The 18,255-nt window shown below is 27.2% G+C and carries 15 protein-coding genes, 1 tRNA gene and 1 pseudogene; 7 read left to right on the top strand and 10 right to left on the bottom strand.

Translation table 11 applies throughout. The features are described from left to right. Positions 1-66 precede the first annotated feature (66 nt). The 7 genes from ACQ629_RS06810 to ACQ629_RS06780 all read right to left on the bottom strand — a co-directional run bounded on the left by ACQ629_RS06810 (position 67) and on the right by ACQ629_RS06780 (position 5,943). A complete protein-coding gene (locus ACQ629_RS06810) occupies positions 67-2,229 on the bottom strand; it encodes a peptidase domain-containing ABC transporter (RefSeq protein ID WP_483703438.1) in 2,163 nt (720 codons plus the stop codon). A 361-nt stretch (positions 2,230-2,590) separates the two neighbouring features. Further along, a complete protein-coding gene (locus ACQ629_RS06805; protein ID WP_483703435.1) occupies positions 2,591-2,788 on the bottom strand; it encodes a hypothetical protein in 198 nt (65 codons plus the stop codon). Positions 2,789-3,532: 744 nt separating this feature from the next. Then, positions 3,533-3,721: a hypothetical protein gene (locus ACQ629_RS06800; RefSeq protein ID WP_483703433.1), complete on the bottom strand. Its 189-nt coding sequence runs from the start codon at positions 3,719-3,721 to the stop codon at positions 3,533-3,535. A gap of 16 nt (positions 3,722-3,737) precedes the next feature. After that, the gene (locus ACQ629_RS06795; protein ID WP_483703431.1) at positions 3,738-3,938 is read right to left on the bottom strand and encodes a hypothetical protein; all 201 of its coding nucleotides are present in this window, start codon (positions 3,936-3,938) and stop codon (positions 3,738-3,740) included. A gap of 170 nt (positions 3,939-4,108) precedes the next feature. Beyond that, positions 4,109-4,246 carry a hypothetical protein gene (locus ACQ629_RS06790; protein WP_483703429.1) on the bottom strand — a complete coding sequence of 46 codons (138 nt, stop codon included), beginning with the start codon at positions 4,244-4,246 and terminating at the stop codon, positions 4,109-4,111. Positions 4,247-4,291: 45 nt separating this feature from the next. Next, positions 4,292-4,600 (bottom strand): HTH domain-containing protein, encoded by a 309-nt coding sequence (locus ACQ629_RS06785; protein WP_483703427.1) that lies wholly within the window; start codon positions 4,598-4,600, stop codon positions 4,292-4,294. Positions 4,601-4,782: 182 nt separating this feature from the next. Next, the gene (locus tag ACQ629_RS06780) at positions 4,783-5,943 is read right to left on the bottom strand and encodes an HlyD family secretion protein (protein ID WP_483703425.1); all 1,161 of its coding nucleotides are present in this window, start codon (positions 5,941-5,943) and stop codon (positions 4,783-4,785) included. A gap of 335 nt (positions 5,944-6,278) precedes the next feature. Here ACQ629_RS06780 and ACQ629_RS06775 point away from each other — a divergent pair, with 335 nt between their 5' ends. From ACQ629_RS06775 to ACQ629_RS06745, 7 genes are all read left to right on the top strand, one after another. Further along, the gene (locus tag ACQ629_RS06775) at positions 6,279-8,507 is read left to right on the top strand and encodes a lantibiotic dehydratase family protein (RefSeq protein WP_483703423.1); all 2,229 of its coding nucleotides are present in this window, start codon (positions 6,279-6,281) and stop codon (positions 8,505-8,507) included. Further along, complete coding sequence (locus ACQ629_RS06770) at positions 8,497-9,333, top strand: thiopeptide-type bacteriocin biosynthesis protein (RefSeq protein WP_483703421.1); 837 nt, start codon at positions 8,497-8,499, stop codon at positions 9,331-9,333. The genes ACQ629_RS06775 and ACQ629_RS06770 overlap by 11 nt, the downstream gene beginning before the upstream one ends. Continuing rightward, positions 9,320-10,996 (top strand): helix-turn-helix domain-containing protein, encoded by a 1,677-nt coding sequence (locus ACQ629_RS06765; RefSeq protein WP_483703419.1) that lies wholly within the window; start codon positions 9,320-9,322, stop codon positions 10,994-10,996. Before ACQ629_RS06770 ends, ACQ629_RS06765 begins: the two co-directional genes overlap by 14 nt. A 92-nt stretch (positions 10,997-11,088) precedes the next feature. Beyond that, positions 11,089-11,253, top strand: a complete 165-nt coding sequence (locus ACQ629_RS06760) for a hypothetical protein (RefSeq protein ID WP_483703417.1) — start codon at positions 11,089-11,091, stop codon at positions 11,251-11,253. 133 nt (positions 11,254-11,386) lie between these two features. Beyond that, entirely contained in the window at positions 11,387-12,982 is a 1,596-nt protein-coding gene (locus tag ACQ629_RS06755; RefSeq protein ID WP_483703415.1) for a S8 family serine peptidase, read from the top strand. Positions 12,983-13,075: 93 nt separating this feature from the next. After that, positions 13,076-14,728, top strand: coding sequence for a S8 family serine peptidase (locus ACQ629_RS06750; RefSeq protein ID WP_483703413.1), 1,653 nt, complete (start codon positions 13,076-13,078; stop codon positions 14,726-14,728). A 93-nt stretch (positions 14,729-14,821) separates the two neighbouring features. After that, positions 14,822-16,474: a S8 family serine peptidase gene (locus ACQ629_RS06745; RefSeq protein ID WP_483703411.1), complete on the top strand. Its 1,653-nt coding sequence runs from the start codon at positions 14,822-14,824 to the stop codon at positions 16,472-16,474. A 36-nt stretch (positions 16,475-16,510) separates the two neighbouring features. On the opposite strand, the pseudogene ACQ629_RS06740 reads toward ACQ629_RS06745, so the two are convergent. The 3 genes and pseudogenes from ACQ629_RS06740 to ACQ629_RS06730 all read right to left on the bottom strand — a co-directional run bounded on the left by ACQ629_RS06740 (position 16,511) and on the right by ACQ629_RS06730 (position 18,192). Then, positions 16,511-16,789 (bottom strand): annotated as a pseudogene (locus tag ACQ629_RS06740) (DUF3871 family protein). 305 nt (positions 16,790-17,094) lie between these two features. Continuing rightward, a tRNA-Ile gene (locus ACQ629_RS06735) sits at positions 17,095-17,168 on the bottom strand. A gap of 52 nt (positions 17,169-17,220) precedes the next feature. Continuing rightward, on the bottom strand, positions 17,221-18,192 hold the full coding sequence (locus ACQ629_RS06730; protein WP_483703409.1) for a polyprenyl synthetase family protein: 972 nt from the start codon (positions 18,190-18,192) through the stop codon (positions 17,221-17,223). Between the last annotated feature and the right edge of the window lie 63 nt (positions 18,193-18,255).

Here is an 18,255-nt window from a genome sequence, read left to right as displayed (position 1 = left end):
TTGTAAAAAAGGAAACTTTTTTACAAATAATGTTTTCAATAAATTATAACAGCAAATTGAAGTTTTTTATAATAATTCAATTTTAGGCATTTGTTGTTGCCATAAACTATAATATTTCCCTTGTTTTGTGTATAATTTTTTATGATTTCCTTGTTCTAATACTTTCCCTTTTTCTAAAACTACAATGTCATCAGCGTTAATCACTGTACTTAACCTATGAGCGATAACTATAATTGTTTTATTTTGTTTACGTAACCTTTCTACTGCTTTCTGAATATAGTTTTCTGAAGTAGAATCTAATGAAGAAGTCGCTTCATCTAAAACCAATACTTCGGGTTGTTTGTATAAAGCTCTTGCAATTGCAATTCGTTGTTTTTGTCCTCCAGAAAGTGTTGCGCCATTTTCACCTAAATAAGTATTAAATCCGTTAGGTAAACTTTCTATAAACTCTAAAATACCTATTGATTTACAAATATCTATTATCAATTCCATATTAGGTGCAAAATCTCCTACAGCAATATTATCAATTACATTTCCTGCAAATAAATCTATCTTTTGAGGAACAACACTTACTAATTCACGTAAGCTCTCATGTTGTATATATTTTAAATCTAAATCGCCAATAGTAACTTGTCCTTTTTGTAAAGGGTAAAGGTTTTGCAATAAAGAGATTAATGTTGATTTACCTGAACCACTTTCACCAACAATAGCAGTAATATTTCCTTTTTTAATTTTTAAATTAAAATCAGTAAACACCTGTACTCTTGTACCATATCTAAAAGCTACGTTTTTAAATTCGATATCCTCAATTTTATCTTTTCTTAATACAATTTTGTTGTCACCTTCTTCTCGCTCTAAATCCATAATTTCAAATAAACGGTCAGCAGCAATTAACGCATTTTGTATTTGTTTATTAGCTCCAATTAAACTTGCTACTGGATTCATAAAATACCCAATAATAGCATAGAACGACATTAACTCTCCCGCAGTAATTTGCCTTTCAATCACAAAATAAGAACCAGACCATAATAAAATAATAGTAAACAATTGCGCAATAAACGTAGTAGAAGTTCCTGAGAAAATTGAGTTTAAAGCAGATTTATAACCAACATTAAGCAAACCTATAAAACGTGTTTCTGTTTTAATGTTTGCAAAACTTTCTAAACCAAAACGTTTAATAGTACCGACAGAGTTTAGGGATTCTACTAATTGACTTTCTAAATCAGCAGAACTCTCCATTATTTTACGTTCTGTTTTCTTGTTTAGCTTATTTATAATTAAATAAATTACTAAGTACAAAGGAATAACCAACAACATTATTAATGCTAGCTTCCAATAGTACATAAACATAATACCAAAAGAGAAGAATAAAATAAGAATATTAACGGTTAAACTTAAAGAAACCTCGTTAATAAAAGTTCTTATTTTAACAGCATCGTTAATACGAGAAATAATTTCTCCTACCCGCATGGTGTCAAAAAACTGCTGCGGTAACTTTAATAAATGTTTGTAATAGCCTAAAATTAAACGAGCATCTATTTGTTGTCCACTTTTAATAAGAAATACATCTTTAAAAACCCCTATTACAATTCGTAACACTAGTAGTGCAAGCATTATAATGCTTAGTAGGTTTAATAGCTTGGTATTACCTCCAATTAATACATGATCAGTAATTTTTTGTATATAAATAGAAGTAGAAAAACCTAAAAGAGTATAAACAACAGCACCTATTAAAGCTTGCAGTAACACAAATTTATGTGGTTTTAATAAAAACCAAAAACGTTTTAAAACCGAAACCTTCTCATTACCCGTAGTAAACTCTTCTTTTGGTAACAGCAATACTAAAACACCTGTCCATTCTTTTAGGAATTCTTCATGTGTTTTTTTATGGATTTTCCCATCCCCTGGATCCATAATTTTTATGTATTCTTTGGTTACTTCGTAAATAACTACATAATGCTGTAATTGCTCTTTAACAACTATATGTGCAATGGTGGGTTTGGGTATTTTAAACAAACTATCTAACTCACCACGTACACCTTTAGCTTCAAAACCTAATTTCTCAGCAGCCTCTATTAAACCCAATACATTGGTACCTTTTTTATCAGTACCTGCATATTGGCGTATGCGTGCGATAGGGAGTTGTAAGTCGTAGTGTGCTGATATAGATGCTAAACATGCTGCTCCGCAATCGGTAATGTCGTGTTGTTTTATAGTAATTTTTGCCATTTTTTAGATTTGATATGGCAAAGAAAAAGAAGTTTACTGCAATTGTTTTGCGGGGAAGGAAAGGAGAATACTAAATTAATGCTTTTCGTAAAGCATTCGGGTTTTGATGATTGTTAAAAAAAAGCAGTAATTCTACATTTTTTTCATTAATTTGGTAATAAAACGTAATCTTTTTTACTATCTCTATTTGATGAATGCCAACGTTTAAATACGTTTTTTGGAATGTTCTAGGTGCTGTTTTTAAATAGTAGTTACGTCTTCTGTTTTTTTATAAAATTGTTCACTTCTTTTATTGCACAAAAAGTGTTTAAATATTCTATATTTTGAAAGTAGTTTTTTTGTCAGTGGAGAAATAATAATATTATAAAAAGCCTCCATATTTTTGTTTACTTTCTTTCAATACCTCTTCAAAATTCACTCCTAAACCTGCTTTTAATTGCGCTTTAGATTTCTCTAGCAATTCACTAATCAACACATCTTTATAAGCCTGGTATTCTTCTGGGTATAAATGTTGCATAAGTAATTTTACCTCCTCGTTCGTAAATCGTTTTTCACGCATCTTTTTATAAAAAAACTATCTTTTAAATTTAATAATTTTAAGAAATAGGCTACTTTAAAATCACTCTTTTTTATATCTTTTATTAATTGGTCAAGCACAGCATCATAATTGTGTACAATTTCTATGGAGTTCATATTTATAAAGTTTTTACTTTACAAATATACATAAATTAGTTTATTTTTTTAATATCTATATATTGCCGCACGGAAATAACAAGGAATTGTAAATTATAATGTATAGGTATTGATGCTAAACAGGCTGCTCAGAGACGGGTAATATCGTGTTTTTTTATAGTAATTTTTGCCATTCTATTTAATTTTAGAACAGCAAATGTGGTTATGTTTAATACAATTTTATTGCACGCAAGAGATTTAAAAGAGTATTATTATTCCTCTTCATCCTTACCTAAGTAGTAATAAATTACATATAACCATCCAAAAAAACAGTGAATAAGTGCCATTAAAATAGACTTGTTTTTTGACCAAGAGATTATCATAGCCAAAATACTCCCAATTACAACAGGTATATTTATGAAATTTATATCATTTATTTTAAGCATAACTAATAAATTATTTTAATAGACAAGTGAACTCTATAAAAAACACATATAAAGTGTAATATAAATCTAGGTTTACGTAAAAATACTTTATCTTAAATTTTTTTTTAAGATAAATTAACCTCAAAAATACTAAAAATATTTTTTAAAGAGACTAAAAACGTTTTTAGTCTCTTTAAATTTATAGATTATGAAAACCAATTAAAAGGATTTACAGCTTCAAGCATATCTCCCATTTGCCTAAGAGTAGTTCCTACTGCTCTACCGACACGGTAACCAATTTCATAACCTGTTTGTACAGCTGAATCACTACTCACAACAGGAACAGTGTTCCCTCCATTTATTTCAATTAACTCTCTATTTGTTAAATCTTTCATTTTTTTCTATTTTTTATTAATTATTTCCTGACTGTAATCCTGCATCAACTCCATCAGATCCTCCTGCGAGAATTCCACCAACAACTTTTAATGTCGTTGCTAAAACATCTACTGCAACTTCATAATACTTAAACAACCCAATAATTAATCCGCCATTAATTTCTTCAGCTTCTTTAAAACTTAATTCTTGGACTCTAAAATTTTGTAAATTTTTCATAAAATCACGTTTTTTATATTATTAATTTATTTTTTGTTATAAATTATTTATAACTCACATCAAAACATTACAATGTGCACCTAGTAACTTTCTGATAACTTAAATATACTCTTAGTGTTTATTACTAAATGAGTATATTAATTTTCAGGAGTAATTATCTCCAAATTTCTTTATTCATCGTTCGGATTCCCTAATAACCAATCTTCTAATGGTCTTAACCACCAAGGTATCGTTGACCCTCCTCCATTAAATGAAGTTTTTTCTAATTCACTTAAAGGTTGGGTTTTAATGTTTTTTAACTTTTCCATGCATCTTATTTTTTGATACTGCAAACATACACGCACTCACTGCAACTAACTTGCAATGTGTAATTTTGTTTGTGAATAATAACTACCCCCAAATATTTGTGTTACTTCATTATTTGTTAATACATTTACAGAGATAGATACTTGTAAATCGAAATCTTCACAATAATGATATGTTTTTCTACTTCTACTATAACAAATATTAGCATTATAGTCTTTTAACTGTTCTATTAATAAATGCACCGAGCGTTGGCTTATTTGCAATAAGTTAGCCAATTCTTTTGGCGTACCTGTATTTTCATTGGTTATTAAACCATGTAATTGCTGTAAGCGCTCTAAAGTTTTTAAGTTTTTCATAGTTTTTTATTATGGTTTATCATTACCTGATGAAGAGATTGCTTCGTGCCTCGCAATGACGTTTTATTTATTAGTAGCAATTGGAATTCTTAAATAATGAGATTGCTTAATTCCTTGCAATGATGTGTTGTTTAAAATTCTTGAATAAGGGGGATTGCTTCGCTCCTCGCAATGACGTGTTATTAGGTTTTTGCTATTTGACTTGTAGGGTTTAACCAATCGTCCATTTTATCGTAGAGTAAATCAAATAAAGTACGCTCAGTAAGTTTAAAACGAGTATTTACTAGCATTCCTTTTTTTAAGTGTCCTTTAAATCCGTTTTTTAGTTGTAAAAATTCTTGGTTTAAGGAACATAAAACTTTAAATTTTGGTGTATTATTAACCATTTGCACATCGTTACCAATTTCTGTGATTTTACCGGTAGCTAAACCCCATTGATTATAATTAAAGGCACTTACCTGAAAATTAACATCGTCATCCTCTTTTAATAAACCTATATTGTTGGGATCTATATAACACTCTACAATTAAATCGGTTTTGGGTGATATTTCTGCTAATTGAATTCCGTTAGCAATAAAACTTCCTTTTTCAATTCCTCTTACATTTAATAACGCACCTTTAATAGGAGATTTTATTATTGATAAGCTGTTACTTTCTTTTAACTGAGTAATACTGTTTTCTAAATCTTTTAATTGATTTTGATCGTTAACTAATTGATTCTGCCAAGTACTAAATTGTTGTTTTTTGTATTGAGAAATAGCATTTAATGCTAAATCGTAATTTAACTTACTATCATTGAGTGATACCTTAGCTATAACTCCTTTTTTAAATAAGCTTTTGTTTCGCTTATAATCTTCTTTAATTTTTCTGAATCGAGTATTTAATTCATTTAGTTTTTGTTTGTAAAAACCAACCTCTTGCTCGTATTTTAAAGAAATGAGTTTGTTGCTAACAATTCTATTTGTTGTTAATAATTTTAAATCATCAATAAACGTTTTAGTTTCCTTTAATTGATTAGCAGTATTTTCAATTTTCTGATTAATCGCAACATTATTAACTACTAACAATGTATCACCCTTATGCACTTGTAAGTTATTTTTAAGCTGATGAAGCACAACTTTACCACTAGCGCTACTATTTATGGTTATTCTTTCTTTATCGGCTCGAATTAATCCTTGCGAAGTATTGTAAATTGTAGTTTTAATAAAAGGGAGACAAACAAAAGCGACAATTAAAGCAAGCAAAATAAAACTATATATAATTTTACTTCTATTAGAATGTTTAAATTGATGTACTTCAACACTGTTTTCTATAATCTCTTTCGGGAATATTTGTTTAGCCATGTTTTTTATATCAATTTTAATATATAGATTATTAACAATAAGTAAGCAATTATCATTTTAAAAATTTAATTATAATACCCGTTGTGTATTTAATTTAAAAACACAACGAGTATTCTTATTTTCATAGAATTCTCCCTAGCGATAAATTCTGCTGCAAAGCAACGGAAGAAAACAGCTGAATGCAAACAGAGCAACCCTGAATTCACAAATACAGAGTCGATATTTATAAATACCGATAATGATAATTATCGATAATCACATGAAGTACATGGGGTTAGTTTCGGTTTTCGATTTTAATGTTTTATGTATCTTTACCTTTCTTAAAACCCTTCATTTTGTCAATAAAGTCTAAAGACAATTATAAAATATTTGATAATTTCTGTATTAGGATACCGCTATTTTCTTTTTTTCAACATCAAAATTTATTAAAAAAAACAATTCTTGATGAAACTGATTTTAAGAAAATATTAGAAAGTACATCTTTTAAAGAAGCTTTGTTTTTAGCCTCTCCAGAATTAATTATTCAAATTAATAAATGGGAGGAGGGTGATTTAAAAGAAGTGCATAAAATAGAGAAATTAAAATATACTATTTTAAAATATTTTACTCGTATTTCTACTCGATGTACCCCGTTTGGTTTATTTGCTTCTTGTACAGTAGGTAAGTTTAACTCTGAAACAAATTTAAAACGTTCTAACATAAGTAAACGAATAACTCGTTTTGACACTACTTTTTTAAGTGAATTACTTCAGGAAGTATTAAAAAATAATAGTATTAAAGAAAAGGTGCTTTTTTATCCTAACACAAGTCTTTATAGAATAGGAAATCATTATAGATATGTTGAATATAATATAGAAAATAAAAAAAGGAGTTATTCTTTAGAGGGAATTGGGTTTTCAAAATATTTAGAAAAAATATTATTTCAAGCTAAAAAAGGAACAACTATTTATGAATTAGCAATATTATTGATTGATGATGAGATTACCCTTAAAGAAGCAAAAGAATTCATACATCAATTAATTGATAACCAAATTTTAGTTTCTGAATTAGAAATTAGTGTTACAGGGAAAGATTATTTTACTTCCTTATTAGAATGTATTGAAAAAATACCTGATGCATTTGTAATTTTTAATCAATTAAAAAAATTGCAACATAATTTACTTAAGTTAGATACTGTTTGTATTAATAATAGTACCAATTACCAAGATGTTATTAGTGATGCAAAAAATATAGTCCCAGAATTAAATGCAAGGTATTTATTTCAGACAGACAGTTTTAGTGTTTTCAGTAAGAATACTTTAAATAAAGACCTTCAAAAGCAACTAAAAAAAGCATTGGTATTGTTTAATAATATGACAATACCATCTGCCAGTGGAAATTTAGAGACCTTTAAAAGAAAATTTTTAAAACGTTTTGAGCAATCTGAAGTTCCGCTAAGTTTAGTGTTAGATACCGAAACTGGTGTTGGCTATGGTAATAAAAGAGATGATAATAATGATTTGCTGGCTAATTTGTTCACTCCAAATACTAAAAAAAGATACGAACGTGTTATATGGACAGATACGGATACTATTTTACAACAGAAGTTAGTGGAAGCTACTAAAAACAATAAGTTTCAAATTAATATAACAAATCAAGATTTTAAAGATTTATCCCTTAATTGGGACGATTTACCAGATACTTTTTCTTCAATGGTAGAAGTTTATAAAAATCAAGGAGAAGAGCATATTTTTATAAAAGGTGTTGGTGGGGCAAGTGCTGTTAATTTATTAGGTAGATTTTCTCACGGGGATAAAGATTTATTAGAATATGTTAAAAATATTATTGCTACAGAAGAAACAATAAATTCGGATAAAATTTTAGCAGAAATTGTGCATTTACCAGAAGCAAGAACAGGGAACATTTTGCAAAGACCATCTTTTAGAAAGTATGAAATTCCGTATTTAGGAAAATCAAGTGTAGCAATTGAAAATCAAATCCCGATTGAAGATATTTTGGTTTCTGTAAAAAACAATCAAATCGTTTTACGTTCTAAAAAATTGAATAAAGAAATTTTACCGCGTTTAGGAAACGCACATAATTATAGTGCAAATTCGTTACCTATTTATCAATTTTTATGTGAATTACAATACCAAAACAAACGTTCAAGTATTGGTTTTAGTTGGAACTCTATATTGAAAAATAATTCTTTTTTACCAAGGGTAGTTTTTGAAAATCTTATATTCTCAAAAGCATGTTGGAAAATCAATGCAAAAGAATTTAAAACATTCTTTAAAGAAAAGAAGCTACTTTCAGAAATTAAAAAATGGCAAGAAAAGTTAATGCTTCCAAATTTAGTTGAATTGGTAGAAGGTGATAATAAATTGTTGATTTGTTTAACAAATGAAACGTCCCTAAAAATGTTGTTGCATACTATTAAAAACAGAAAACAGTTTGTATTGGAAGAGTTTTTGTTTTCAAGAGATGAATTTATTACAGATGAACAAGGGAATTCTTATTGTAATCAGTTTGTTGTTTCATTTTATAATGATCAAAAACTAAAAAAGGGGCAGAATGAACACTAAAGCTATTCAAAAAACATTTATTGTGGGAGATAAATGGCTGTATTATAAATTGTATTGTGGGGCGTCTACAGCTGATAACTTGTTATTGAATGTCATAACGCCGCTAACAAATCAATTATTAGAAAATAACTTGATTGAAAAATGGTTTTTTATAAGATATTCTGACCCAGAGCCACATTTAAGAATCCGTTTTTATATTACTGATTTACAAAAAACAGGAGCAATAATAATTACAATTAAAGAATCTTTAAAACCTTATGTTTTGTCAAAAGAACTTTGGAATGTTCAAATTGATACTTATCAAAGGGAATTAGAACGTTATGGGATAAATAGTATAGAAGCTTCAGAGTCTTTTTTTTACAATGATAGTAAGCAAATTATTTTAATACTAAAGAATAGTACGGATGAAGCAGCTCATTTTTTGGGTATTTTTAAAAGAGTAGAAACTATTATAAAATCATTTCGCTTAAATGATACAGCTTTGCTTTCTTTTTTAGACAGCTTACAAACAAGTTTTAAAGAAGAATTTAAAGCAGACAAAAGAATGAAAAAAGAATTAAGTGATAAATACAGAAAATTTGAATCGCTACTGCTTGAAAGTACTACAATTGAAAAAGATGTAAAAACTAAACAAATTATCACTGAAATTCTACAATTAGAAAAGTTAAATGAATTAAATATTTCTATTGAAAGTTTATTAGCTAGTTTAATACACATGACAATTAACAGAGGCTTTTCTTCTAAGCAACGAATGTATGAAATGATGATTTACGATTTTTTACATAGAAAAAACAACTCTATATTTGCACGATATGGTAAACTATAAGCTTATTTTCTTAAAGTTATTTACTTTTATTATTCTTTTGAATAGTTTTTTTTCTTTTGGGCAGAGCAAGATTGAGATGCTTTCTAATAAGAACTTTGATGAGTTATCCACTTCCTATTATGACTATCATAAAGATACAATAAAAGCACTTGAATATGCAAAAGCATATCTTAAAAAGGCAAAAAAAATAAATAATAAAACAAAAATTGCTGATGGATTCTATTTTTTATCAATTTTAAGTAAAGGCGAAACTATATTAAGTTTAAATGATAGCATCATTTATTACACAAAAAACATTAAAGAGAATAGTTTTTACCCCTTAATAGCTTATTTGAATAAAGGAGATTTTTATTATTTGAAAAGAAACTTTAATAAATCACTTGATTATTATTTGATTGCAAATAATTATAGTGATAAAAACTTACCAATAAAGTATGATATAAAACATAAGCTAAGCCTTTTAAAAACTAGATATGGCGATAAAATAGCTGGTCTAAAATTATCTAAAGAGGTTTTAAAATATAGTTTAGAAAAAAAACATGATGTTTCTCAACCTAATTATTATTGTCAGATTTTATTTGCAATAGCAAATGCTCATCTCAAGAATAATCAAATTGATTCTTCTTATTACTATAGTAAGATTGGTTTTAAAAAGAGTAAAAATATTAAAAATATTGTTTTTGAAAATTATTTTAGACTGATGACGGGTGTAATAGAATACAATAAAAAAAAATATGTAAACTCAATTGATAGTATCAAAAAGGCATTGGTTATTATTAAGTCAAGAAATGATTTCGCTAATATAGCATACGGAAATCATTACTTAGGACTATCAAATCACAAACTAAAAAAACCGAATTACATAGAATATTTTAAAAAAGTAGATAGTGTTTTTCAAATAACTAATGATTTACATCCTGATCTTAGGAGTAGTTATGAGTATATAATAGATTATTACAGAGAGAAGAAAGAATTAAACAAAGAATTAGAATTTGTAAAAAAATTAATAACATTGGATAAAGTTATTTATGATAATTACAATAGTGTAGGTTTAAGTCTTGTGAAAAAATATGATACACCAGTTTTATTACAAGAAAAAAATAAAATTATTAATTCTTTGAAGGCCAACTCAAGTACAAATAAATATTATTTAATATTTATTTGTCTGACATCTTTTATTTTATTCATTCTAGTTTTTTATCAAAATAAAAAAAAGAAAATATATAAAAAAAAGTTTGAAGAAATTATAAGACCTATGTCTACATCTAGATCTAGATCTACTAAAGAAAAATTAATTAACATTCCAAATAACATAATTAAGGATGTGTTAAATGGATTAGTTTTATTTGAAGATAATAAAAAGTTCACCTCTAACAACATTACCTTGAACTCCTTAGCTAAAGACTTAAAAACTAACACTAATTATCTGTCTAAAATAATTAATCATCATAGAAATAATTCTTTTTCAAATTATATAAATCATTTAAGAATAAATTATATTGTTGAAAAACTTAAAAAAGATAAAACAATAAGAAAATATACAATAAAAGCAATATCAGAAGAAGTTGGTTTTAATAACTCTGAATCTTTTTCCAAAGCTTTTTATAAAATTAAAGGGATTAAGCCTTCTTATTTTATTAAGGAATTAAACAAAATAGATTAACTATTTATCTAAATTCATAAATATAGACTAAAATCACAATGAATAGTCTTAAAATTATTAGTTTATTTACAGTCCAATATAAAACATTAGTAATGAAGAAAACAAAGTTGAATTTAGAAAAATTTACAGTAGCTAAACTAATTAGTCCAGAGAAAATTTTTGGAGGTAACGGAACTGAAAATGAAACCAATGGAAATGAGACTCAAACTGACACTATAATATTAGAAAGACCAGGCACAATTACAAAATTAAATTAATTCTATTAATAGAGGGTACTTTTGTTTTTATAAACTTTAGTGCTCCCTATTTTATCTGTAAATTATGAAAATAAATTCTCTTTTTATTATTGTCTTTTTATTTTTAGGGTGTAAAAATAAAAATCACAATTATTTGAATATAAATACTTCTACTGATATAGAAAAGATAATGCCTTTGTCAGAATTAGAGTTAAAAGACTGGCATTTAAAGGATATTAAAATTGATACAATCCCTGGAATTAGTTTACAAAGAGCCTATGATAGTTTATTAACTAATAAAAAAGAGAAAGAAGTCATTGTTGCTATTATTGATACTGAAATAGATATTAATCATGAAGAATTACAGAATACCATTTGGATAAATAATGATGAAATCCCTAACAATAAAATTGATGATGACCAAAATGGATATATTGATGACATTAATGGTTGGAACTTTATAGGAAATCTAAAGGGGCAAAATATCATATATTCAAGTATTGAGTCGATAAGAATACTTCAATTTTACAATGATGATTTTAAAAATAAACAAAAGGAAGATATTCCTTTTGAAAAGCAAAAAGAATTTGATTTATACACAAAAGCAAAAAATGATTACAATAGAAAGTTAAACATGGCTAAATCTGATTTAGAGTATGGAGATTTTCTTTTTTATGGCTACCCAAAGGCTAGAAAAGCTATGAGGGATTTATTCCCGAAAGAAAATTACACAACAAAAGAATTAGATAGTGTTTACAAGAAGTATAAAAAAATAGATCAACAACTTGCAAAACATGCTTATTTCATTTCAGATTTTATTAAGTATAGTTTAACTGAAGAATGGATTGATAATTATAAAAAGAGTGCTGAAAATAAAATAAATACGATTTATAGTTTAGAGTATTTTGATAGGAAGAACATAGATGAAAAGCCATCTGATATAACTTTTACAAAATATGGAAATCCATACGTTAATAGGAATATTGATAAATTATATCACGGAACATTAATTTCAGGGTTAATTGCTGCAAAACGAGAAAATAAGATAGGAATTAAAGGAGTTTCTGACTTTATTAAAATAATGCCTTTAGCAATTTCATCTAATGGGACTGAAAATGATAAAGATGTAGCTTTAGCAATAAAATATGCTGTTGATAATGGTGCAAAAGTTATTAATATGAGTTTTGGAAAGGAGTTGTCATTGCATAAAGAATGGGTTTTTGATGCTATAAAATATGCAGAGGAGAAAGATGTTTTAATTATATCTTCGGCTGGCAATTCTGGATTGAATTTAAATAACAATAATTATTATCCAAATGATAGTGATGATAAAAAAACTGAACTGTCAAATAATTTTATGTTAGTTGGTTCGAGTTCATACAAATTAAATAGAAAAATATTCTCATATTTTTCTAATTATGGAAATATTGATGTTGATTTATTTGCTCCTGGTGAAAAAATTTACACAACACTTCCAAATAATAAATATAAATTTGATAGCGGTACATCTTTAGCGGCTGCAATAACCTCTGGGGTTGCAGGTTTAATATATTCCTACTACCCAAACCTAAGCGCTTCTCAAGTAAAACATATTTTAATGGATTCTGGTTTGGAATATACTTTTGAAGTTTCTACACCAACCAAAGAAGATAAAAATAAAACAACTCCTTTTAATCAGTTATCTAAATCAGGTAAGGTTTTAAACGCTTATAATGCCTTAATTATGGCAGATAGTATTTCAAGAAACTAAAATTTATTATTCACATAACAATAGAACAGTGAAAATTATTTAGATGAGTTAGTAACTTACTAATTCATCTTTTTAAACTTTTAATACCTGAGTATGTTTAAAAAATTTATTTCACTTATTATTATCTTTTTATTTGTAAAATGTGATCACAAAAGAAGTTATTCCAAAATAAATATATCTCCTAATGATATTGATAAATATCAAAAAAAAATAACGCTTTCTGAAGAAGATAAAAAAAACTGGCATTTTAGGGATATCTTATTAGACTCTATTCCTGGAATAAGTTTATATCACTCATATAATGATATATTAAATAAGAAAAAAAGCCACCAAACTATTATTGCTGTAATTGATAACGAAGTAGATATTAATCACAAAGATTTAATTAATAATATTTGGGTAAATAAAAAAGAGATACCAAATAATGGTATTGATGACGATGCTAATGGATATATTGATGATATTAATGGATGGAATTTTTTAGGGAATTCTGTAGGTGAAAATAGTAATTTTGTGAATTTTGAATATACTCGCATACTAAAAAAACTAAGTCCAAAATTTAAAGACAAAAGAAAAGAAGATCTTAATTCGTTTGATTTTAAGTCTTATAAATTGTATTTAAATGCAAAAAAGAGCTACGAAAAACGGTTAAAATATGATTTAGCTCAAAAGGAAAATTATGATAAATTACATGAATATTACTTTACTGCTAAAAAAAAGATATCTAAATTTTTAAAAAACAAACCATATACTATAAAAGCTTTAGATAGTATCAAAAATTCTAAATCAAATCAAATTAAAGAAATTTATTTTCTAATATTAATTGATTGTATTAAGAATAACATTGATGACGAATATGTTATAAATCAAAAGTATCTTGCTAATGAAAGAATAAATAAATTATTAGGTATGGATTTTAATGACAGGTTAATTCAAGGAGATAATCCAGATGATATAACAGATTTAAAATATGGAAATAATATTTTAAATAATAATGTTAAACTTCTAGATCATGGCACAAAAATGGCTGGTATTATTTCTAACATTTCCTTTAAAAATGAATTTAAAATAATGCCTTTGGCTGTTTCTTCATATGGTAATGAACATGATAAAGATATTGCTTTAGCTATTAGATACGCTGTAGATAATGGAGCTAAAATTATTAACATGAGTATTGGCAAGGAGTTTTCTATGCATAAAGAATGGGTTTTTAATGCTATAAAATATGCAGAAAAAAACAACGTGCTTATTGTTTCTTCAGCTGGAAATTTTTCTTATAACCTTGATATTAATAACAATTATTTTCCGAATGATAATATTGACAACCTCCCAGAAATTTCAAATAATTTTGTACTTGTCGGTGCTACCTCATATCATTTAACCAAAAAAATAAAAAGAAAAACCTCAAATTATGGAGCGATTGATGTAGATCTTTTTGCCCCTGGCTATAAAATATACACTACTTACCCCAATAATAGTCACATAAATAACTCAGGGGGCACATCTTCTGCATCTGCAATAACCTCTGGGGTTGCAGGTTTAATATATTCCTACTACCCAAACCTAAGCGCTTCTCAAGTAAAACATATTTTAATGGATTCTGGTCTGGAATATACTTTTGAAGTTTCTACACCTACAAAAGAAGATAAAAATAAAACGACTCCTTTTAATCAGTTATCTAAATCAGGTAAGGTTTTAAACGCTTATAATGCCTTAATTATGGCTGATAGTATTTCTAGAAAATAAAATTTATTATTCACATAACAATAGAACAGTGAAAATTATTTATATGAGTTAGTAACTTACTAATTCATCTTTTTAAACTTTTAATACCTGAGTATGTTTAAAAAATTTATTTTACTTATTATTATCATTTTATTTGTAAAATGTGATCACAAAAGAAGTAATTCCAAAATAAACTTGTCTTCTAATGATATTAATTTATTTCAAAAAAAAGCATCTCTTTCACAAAATGAAAAAAAGCATTGGTATCTTAAAGATATAATTACAGATTCAATCCCAGGAATAAGTTTACAAAGAGTTTATGATAGTGTTTTAAATAATAAAAAAGAAGGTTCAGAGGTAATTATAGCTGTTTTAGATTCTGAAATAGATATTTACCATAAAGATTTCAAAAGTAAAGTTTGGGAAAATAAAAAGGAAATTCTTAATAATGGATTAGATGATGATTATAATGGGTATATTGATGATGTTAGTGGCTGGAATTTCTTAGGGAATAAAGAAGGGAAAAATAATAGTTTTACTAGTTATGAATATACAAGGGTTTTAAAAAAATATAGTTATCTTTTTAAAAATAGAAAAGGAGTAGATGTTGATACCAAAAATGTAGTTTTGTACAAAACATATTTAAGAGCAGTAAATAAACACACGAGAAGATTAAGATATGCTAAGGAAGATATAGAGTACGCAAAAATGCTGCAAAAAAGTATGTTAAATGTAAAAAAAGAACTTTCTGTTTTCTTTATAAATGAAGAATATGATATTAAAGATTTAGATACTTTAAAAAACATTTATCCAAATAATAAAGAATTACAAGAAGCAATATTAATTAGATCCAATTTTATTAAATATGGATTTACTCAGGAATATATAGATAACTACAGCCTTAATGCTGATGCAAGAATCAACAAGTTATTAAATATAAAATATAACGAGAGAGGAATAACCGGAGATAACCCAAATGATATTAAAGATATAGATTACGGAAATAATCTTGTAAATAAAAACATTAATTTATTTGAACACGGAACTGAGGTTGCAGGGTCTATTTTAAGTATAAAAAATAAAAACATTAAAATAATGCCTGTTTGTATTTCTCCTTTTGGAGATGAACACGATAAGGATATTGCTTTAGCTATAAGATACGCGGTTGATAATGGAGCTAAAGTTATAAATATGAGTTTTGGTAAAGAATTTTCACTTCATCCTGAATGGGTCTATGATGCTTTTAAATATGCAGAAAAACATAATGTTTTAATAGTCTCTTCATCAGGGAATTCAAGATATAACTTAAACATTAAAAATGATTATTACACAAATGATAATATAGATAACGGCGAAGAAGTGTCCGATAATTTTTTGTTAATAGGTGGGGTTTCTAACAGACTTAATAAGAAATTTCTTTATACCAATACTAATTACGGAAATATAGATGTAGATTTATTTGCTCCTGGAGAAGATATATATACTACACTTCCAAATAATAAATATAAATTTGATAGTGGTACTTCATTAGCATCTGCAATAACTTCGGGTGTTGCTGGTTTAATTTATTCTTATTACCCAAATTTAACTGCTTCTCAAGTAAAACATATTTTAATGGATTCTGGTTTAAAATATACTTTTGAAGTGGCTACACCAACCAAAGAAGATAAAAACAAAACAACTCCTTTTAATCAGTTATCTAAATCAGGTAAGGTTTTAAACGCTTATAATGCCTTAATTATGGCAGATAGTATTTCTAGAAAATAAAAAAGCCTAACTCTAATTAAAGAAGCTGGGCAATGCTCAACTTAAAAACCAATGATACTTAGAATCATCATTGATAACATTTGCCAATCCATTTGTAAAGTCAAGGATACTCACACGCCTTGATAGAAAAGAATCTATATAGCAGCTCCTGTGAGCGGTTTGTCTCTGTGCCTAAGCAATGTCTCCATTATCACCCTTGCAGAGGTTGTCGTCTAAATAATAGCCTTTAGTTGCTGTGTAAATTCGGCGGTCATAAATTAATAATACTGAGATTTTAAGGTTTTCTTGTTTAGGTAAATAATGATACAATCTTATTCGGCCAATAAGTTAAACAATTTGTTGAAGATTTAATTGCCATTAAATTTTGTTTTAAAACATAGTAAACGCTCTAAGGAATCCTCTTTTTAAATTGTATTTGTTTCGAAAACCTGTATTACTTTATCAATCTTAAGCGTTTCTTTTGTTCAGAAACAATAGATCTAGATGGAAGTAAAAAGTTGGTTTTAGTTGTTGATTATCAGTTGTTAATTTGGTTTAGGTACGGGTGAGTAGCCCTAAGATGTTTAACTTGAAAGCATAAAAAAACCACTTACATTTCTGTAAGTGGTTGAATTTAAACGTGGTCCCACCAGGACTCGAACCTGGGACCACCTGATTATGAGTCAGGTGCTCTAACCAACTGAGCTATAAGACCGGTTAAATTAGGACTGCAAAAATAGTAACTTTTTTAAATAAAAAAACTTTTTTTACACTTTTCTACTCATTAAATTTTCACCGAACAAACGTAGCCCTTCTTTAGCCTGATCGGAAATGTTTAGATGTGCTAAACTCTCGAAAGACTTATTGGTGTAGTACTCAATAAGTTCATGTGTATATTTAGGAATGTTGTTTTTAGAAAATATGGCAGAAACAGTGCTTATTTTTGTTGAAATATTTTCTTGTTTTTCGTTGTAAAGAATACTTAATTTCTCTTTGTCATCGTCATTTGCAACTTCTAAAGCCTTTAAGTAAAGAAAGGTTTTCTTATTTTCTATGATGTCACCACCAACTTGTTTCCCAAAAGTATCTGGATTTCCGTAGGTATCTAAATAATCATCTTGTAGTTGAAAAGCAATACCTAAATTTAATCCGTAATTATATAAATGTTGCGCTTGGTCATCGTTAACCTCGGCTACAATGGCTCCCATTTTTAAAGCAGCAGCAACTAAAACAGATGTTTTTAAGGTAATCATTTTAATGTATTCTTCGATAGTAACATCATTTCTTGTTTCAAAATCAACATCTAATTGTTGTCCGTCACAAACCTCAAGAGCAGTTTTGCTAAATAATTGTGCTAGTTTTTGAAAAACAACCGGGTTGTAGTTTTCAAAATGCTGGTAGGCAAGTATAAGCATTGCATCACCAGACAAAATACCTCTATTAATATCCCACTTTTCATGAACAGTTTTATGACCTCTTCTTAAAGGAGCATCATCCATAATATCATCATGTACTAATGTGAAGTTATGAAACACTTCAACTGCTAAAGCAGCAGGCATCGCTTTTTTATAATCTCCTGAAAAAATATCTGAAGCAATAAGAGTTAATATAGGTCTAATTCTTTTGCCACCTATTTGAAGAATATAATCTATAGGTTCGTAGAGGTTTTTAGGCTCTCGTATAATTTTTTTAGATTCTAGGTAAGATAAAAAGTCTGACTGATATTGTAATATGTCCAAATCTTAATTTTTTTGTAAAAATAAGATAAAGAATAATTTTATTATCAAGTGAGTGTAAAAAAT

The organism is Tenacibaculum sp. SM2510, from assembly GCF_057002845.1.
The sequence above is the reverse complement of the archived record's forward strand: the minus strand, read 5'-3'. Positions and strand labels throughout refer to the sequence as shown.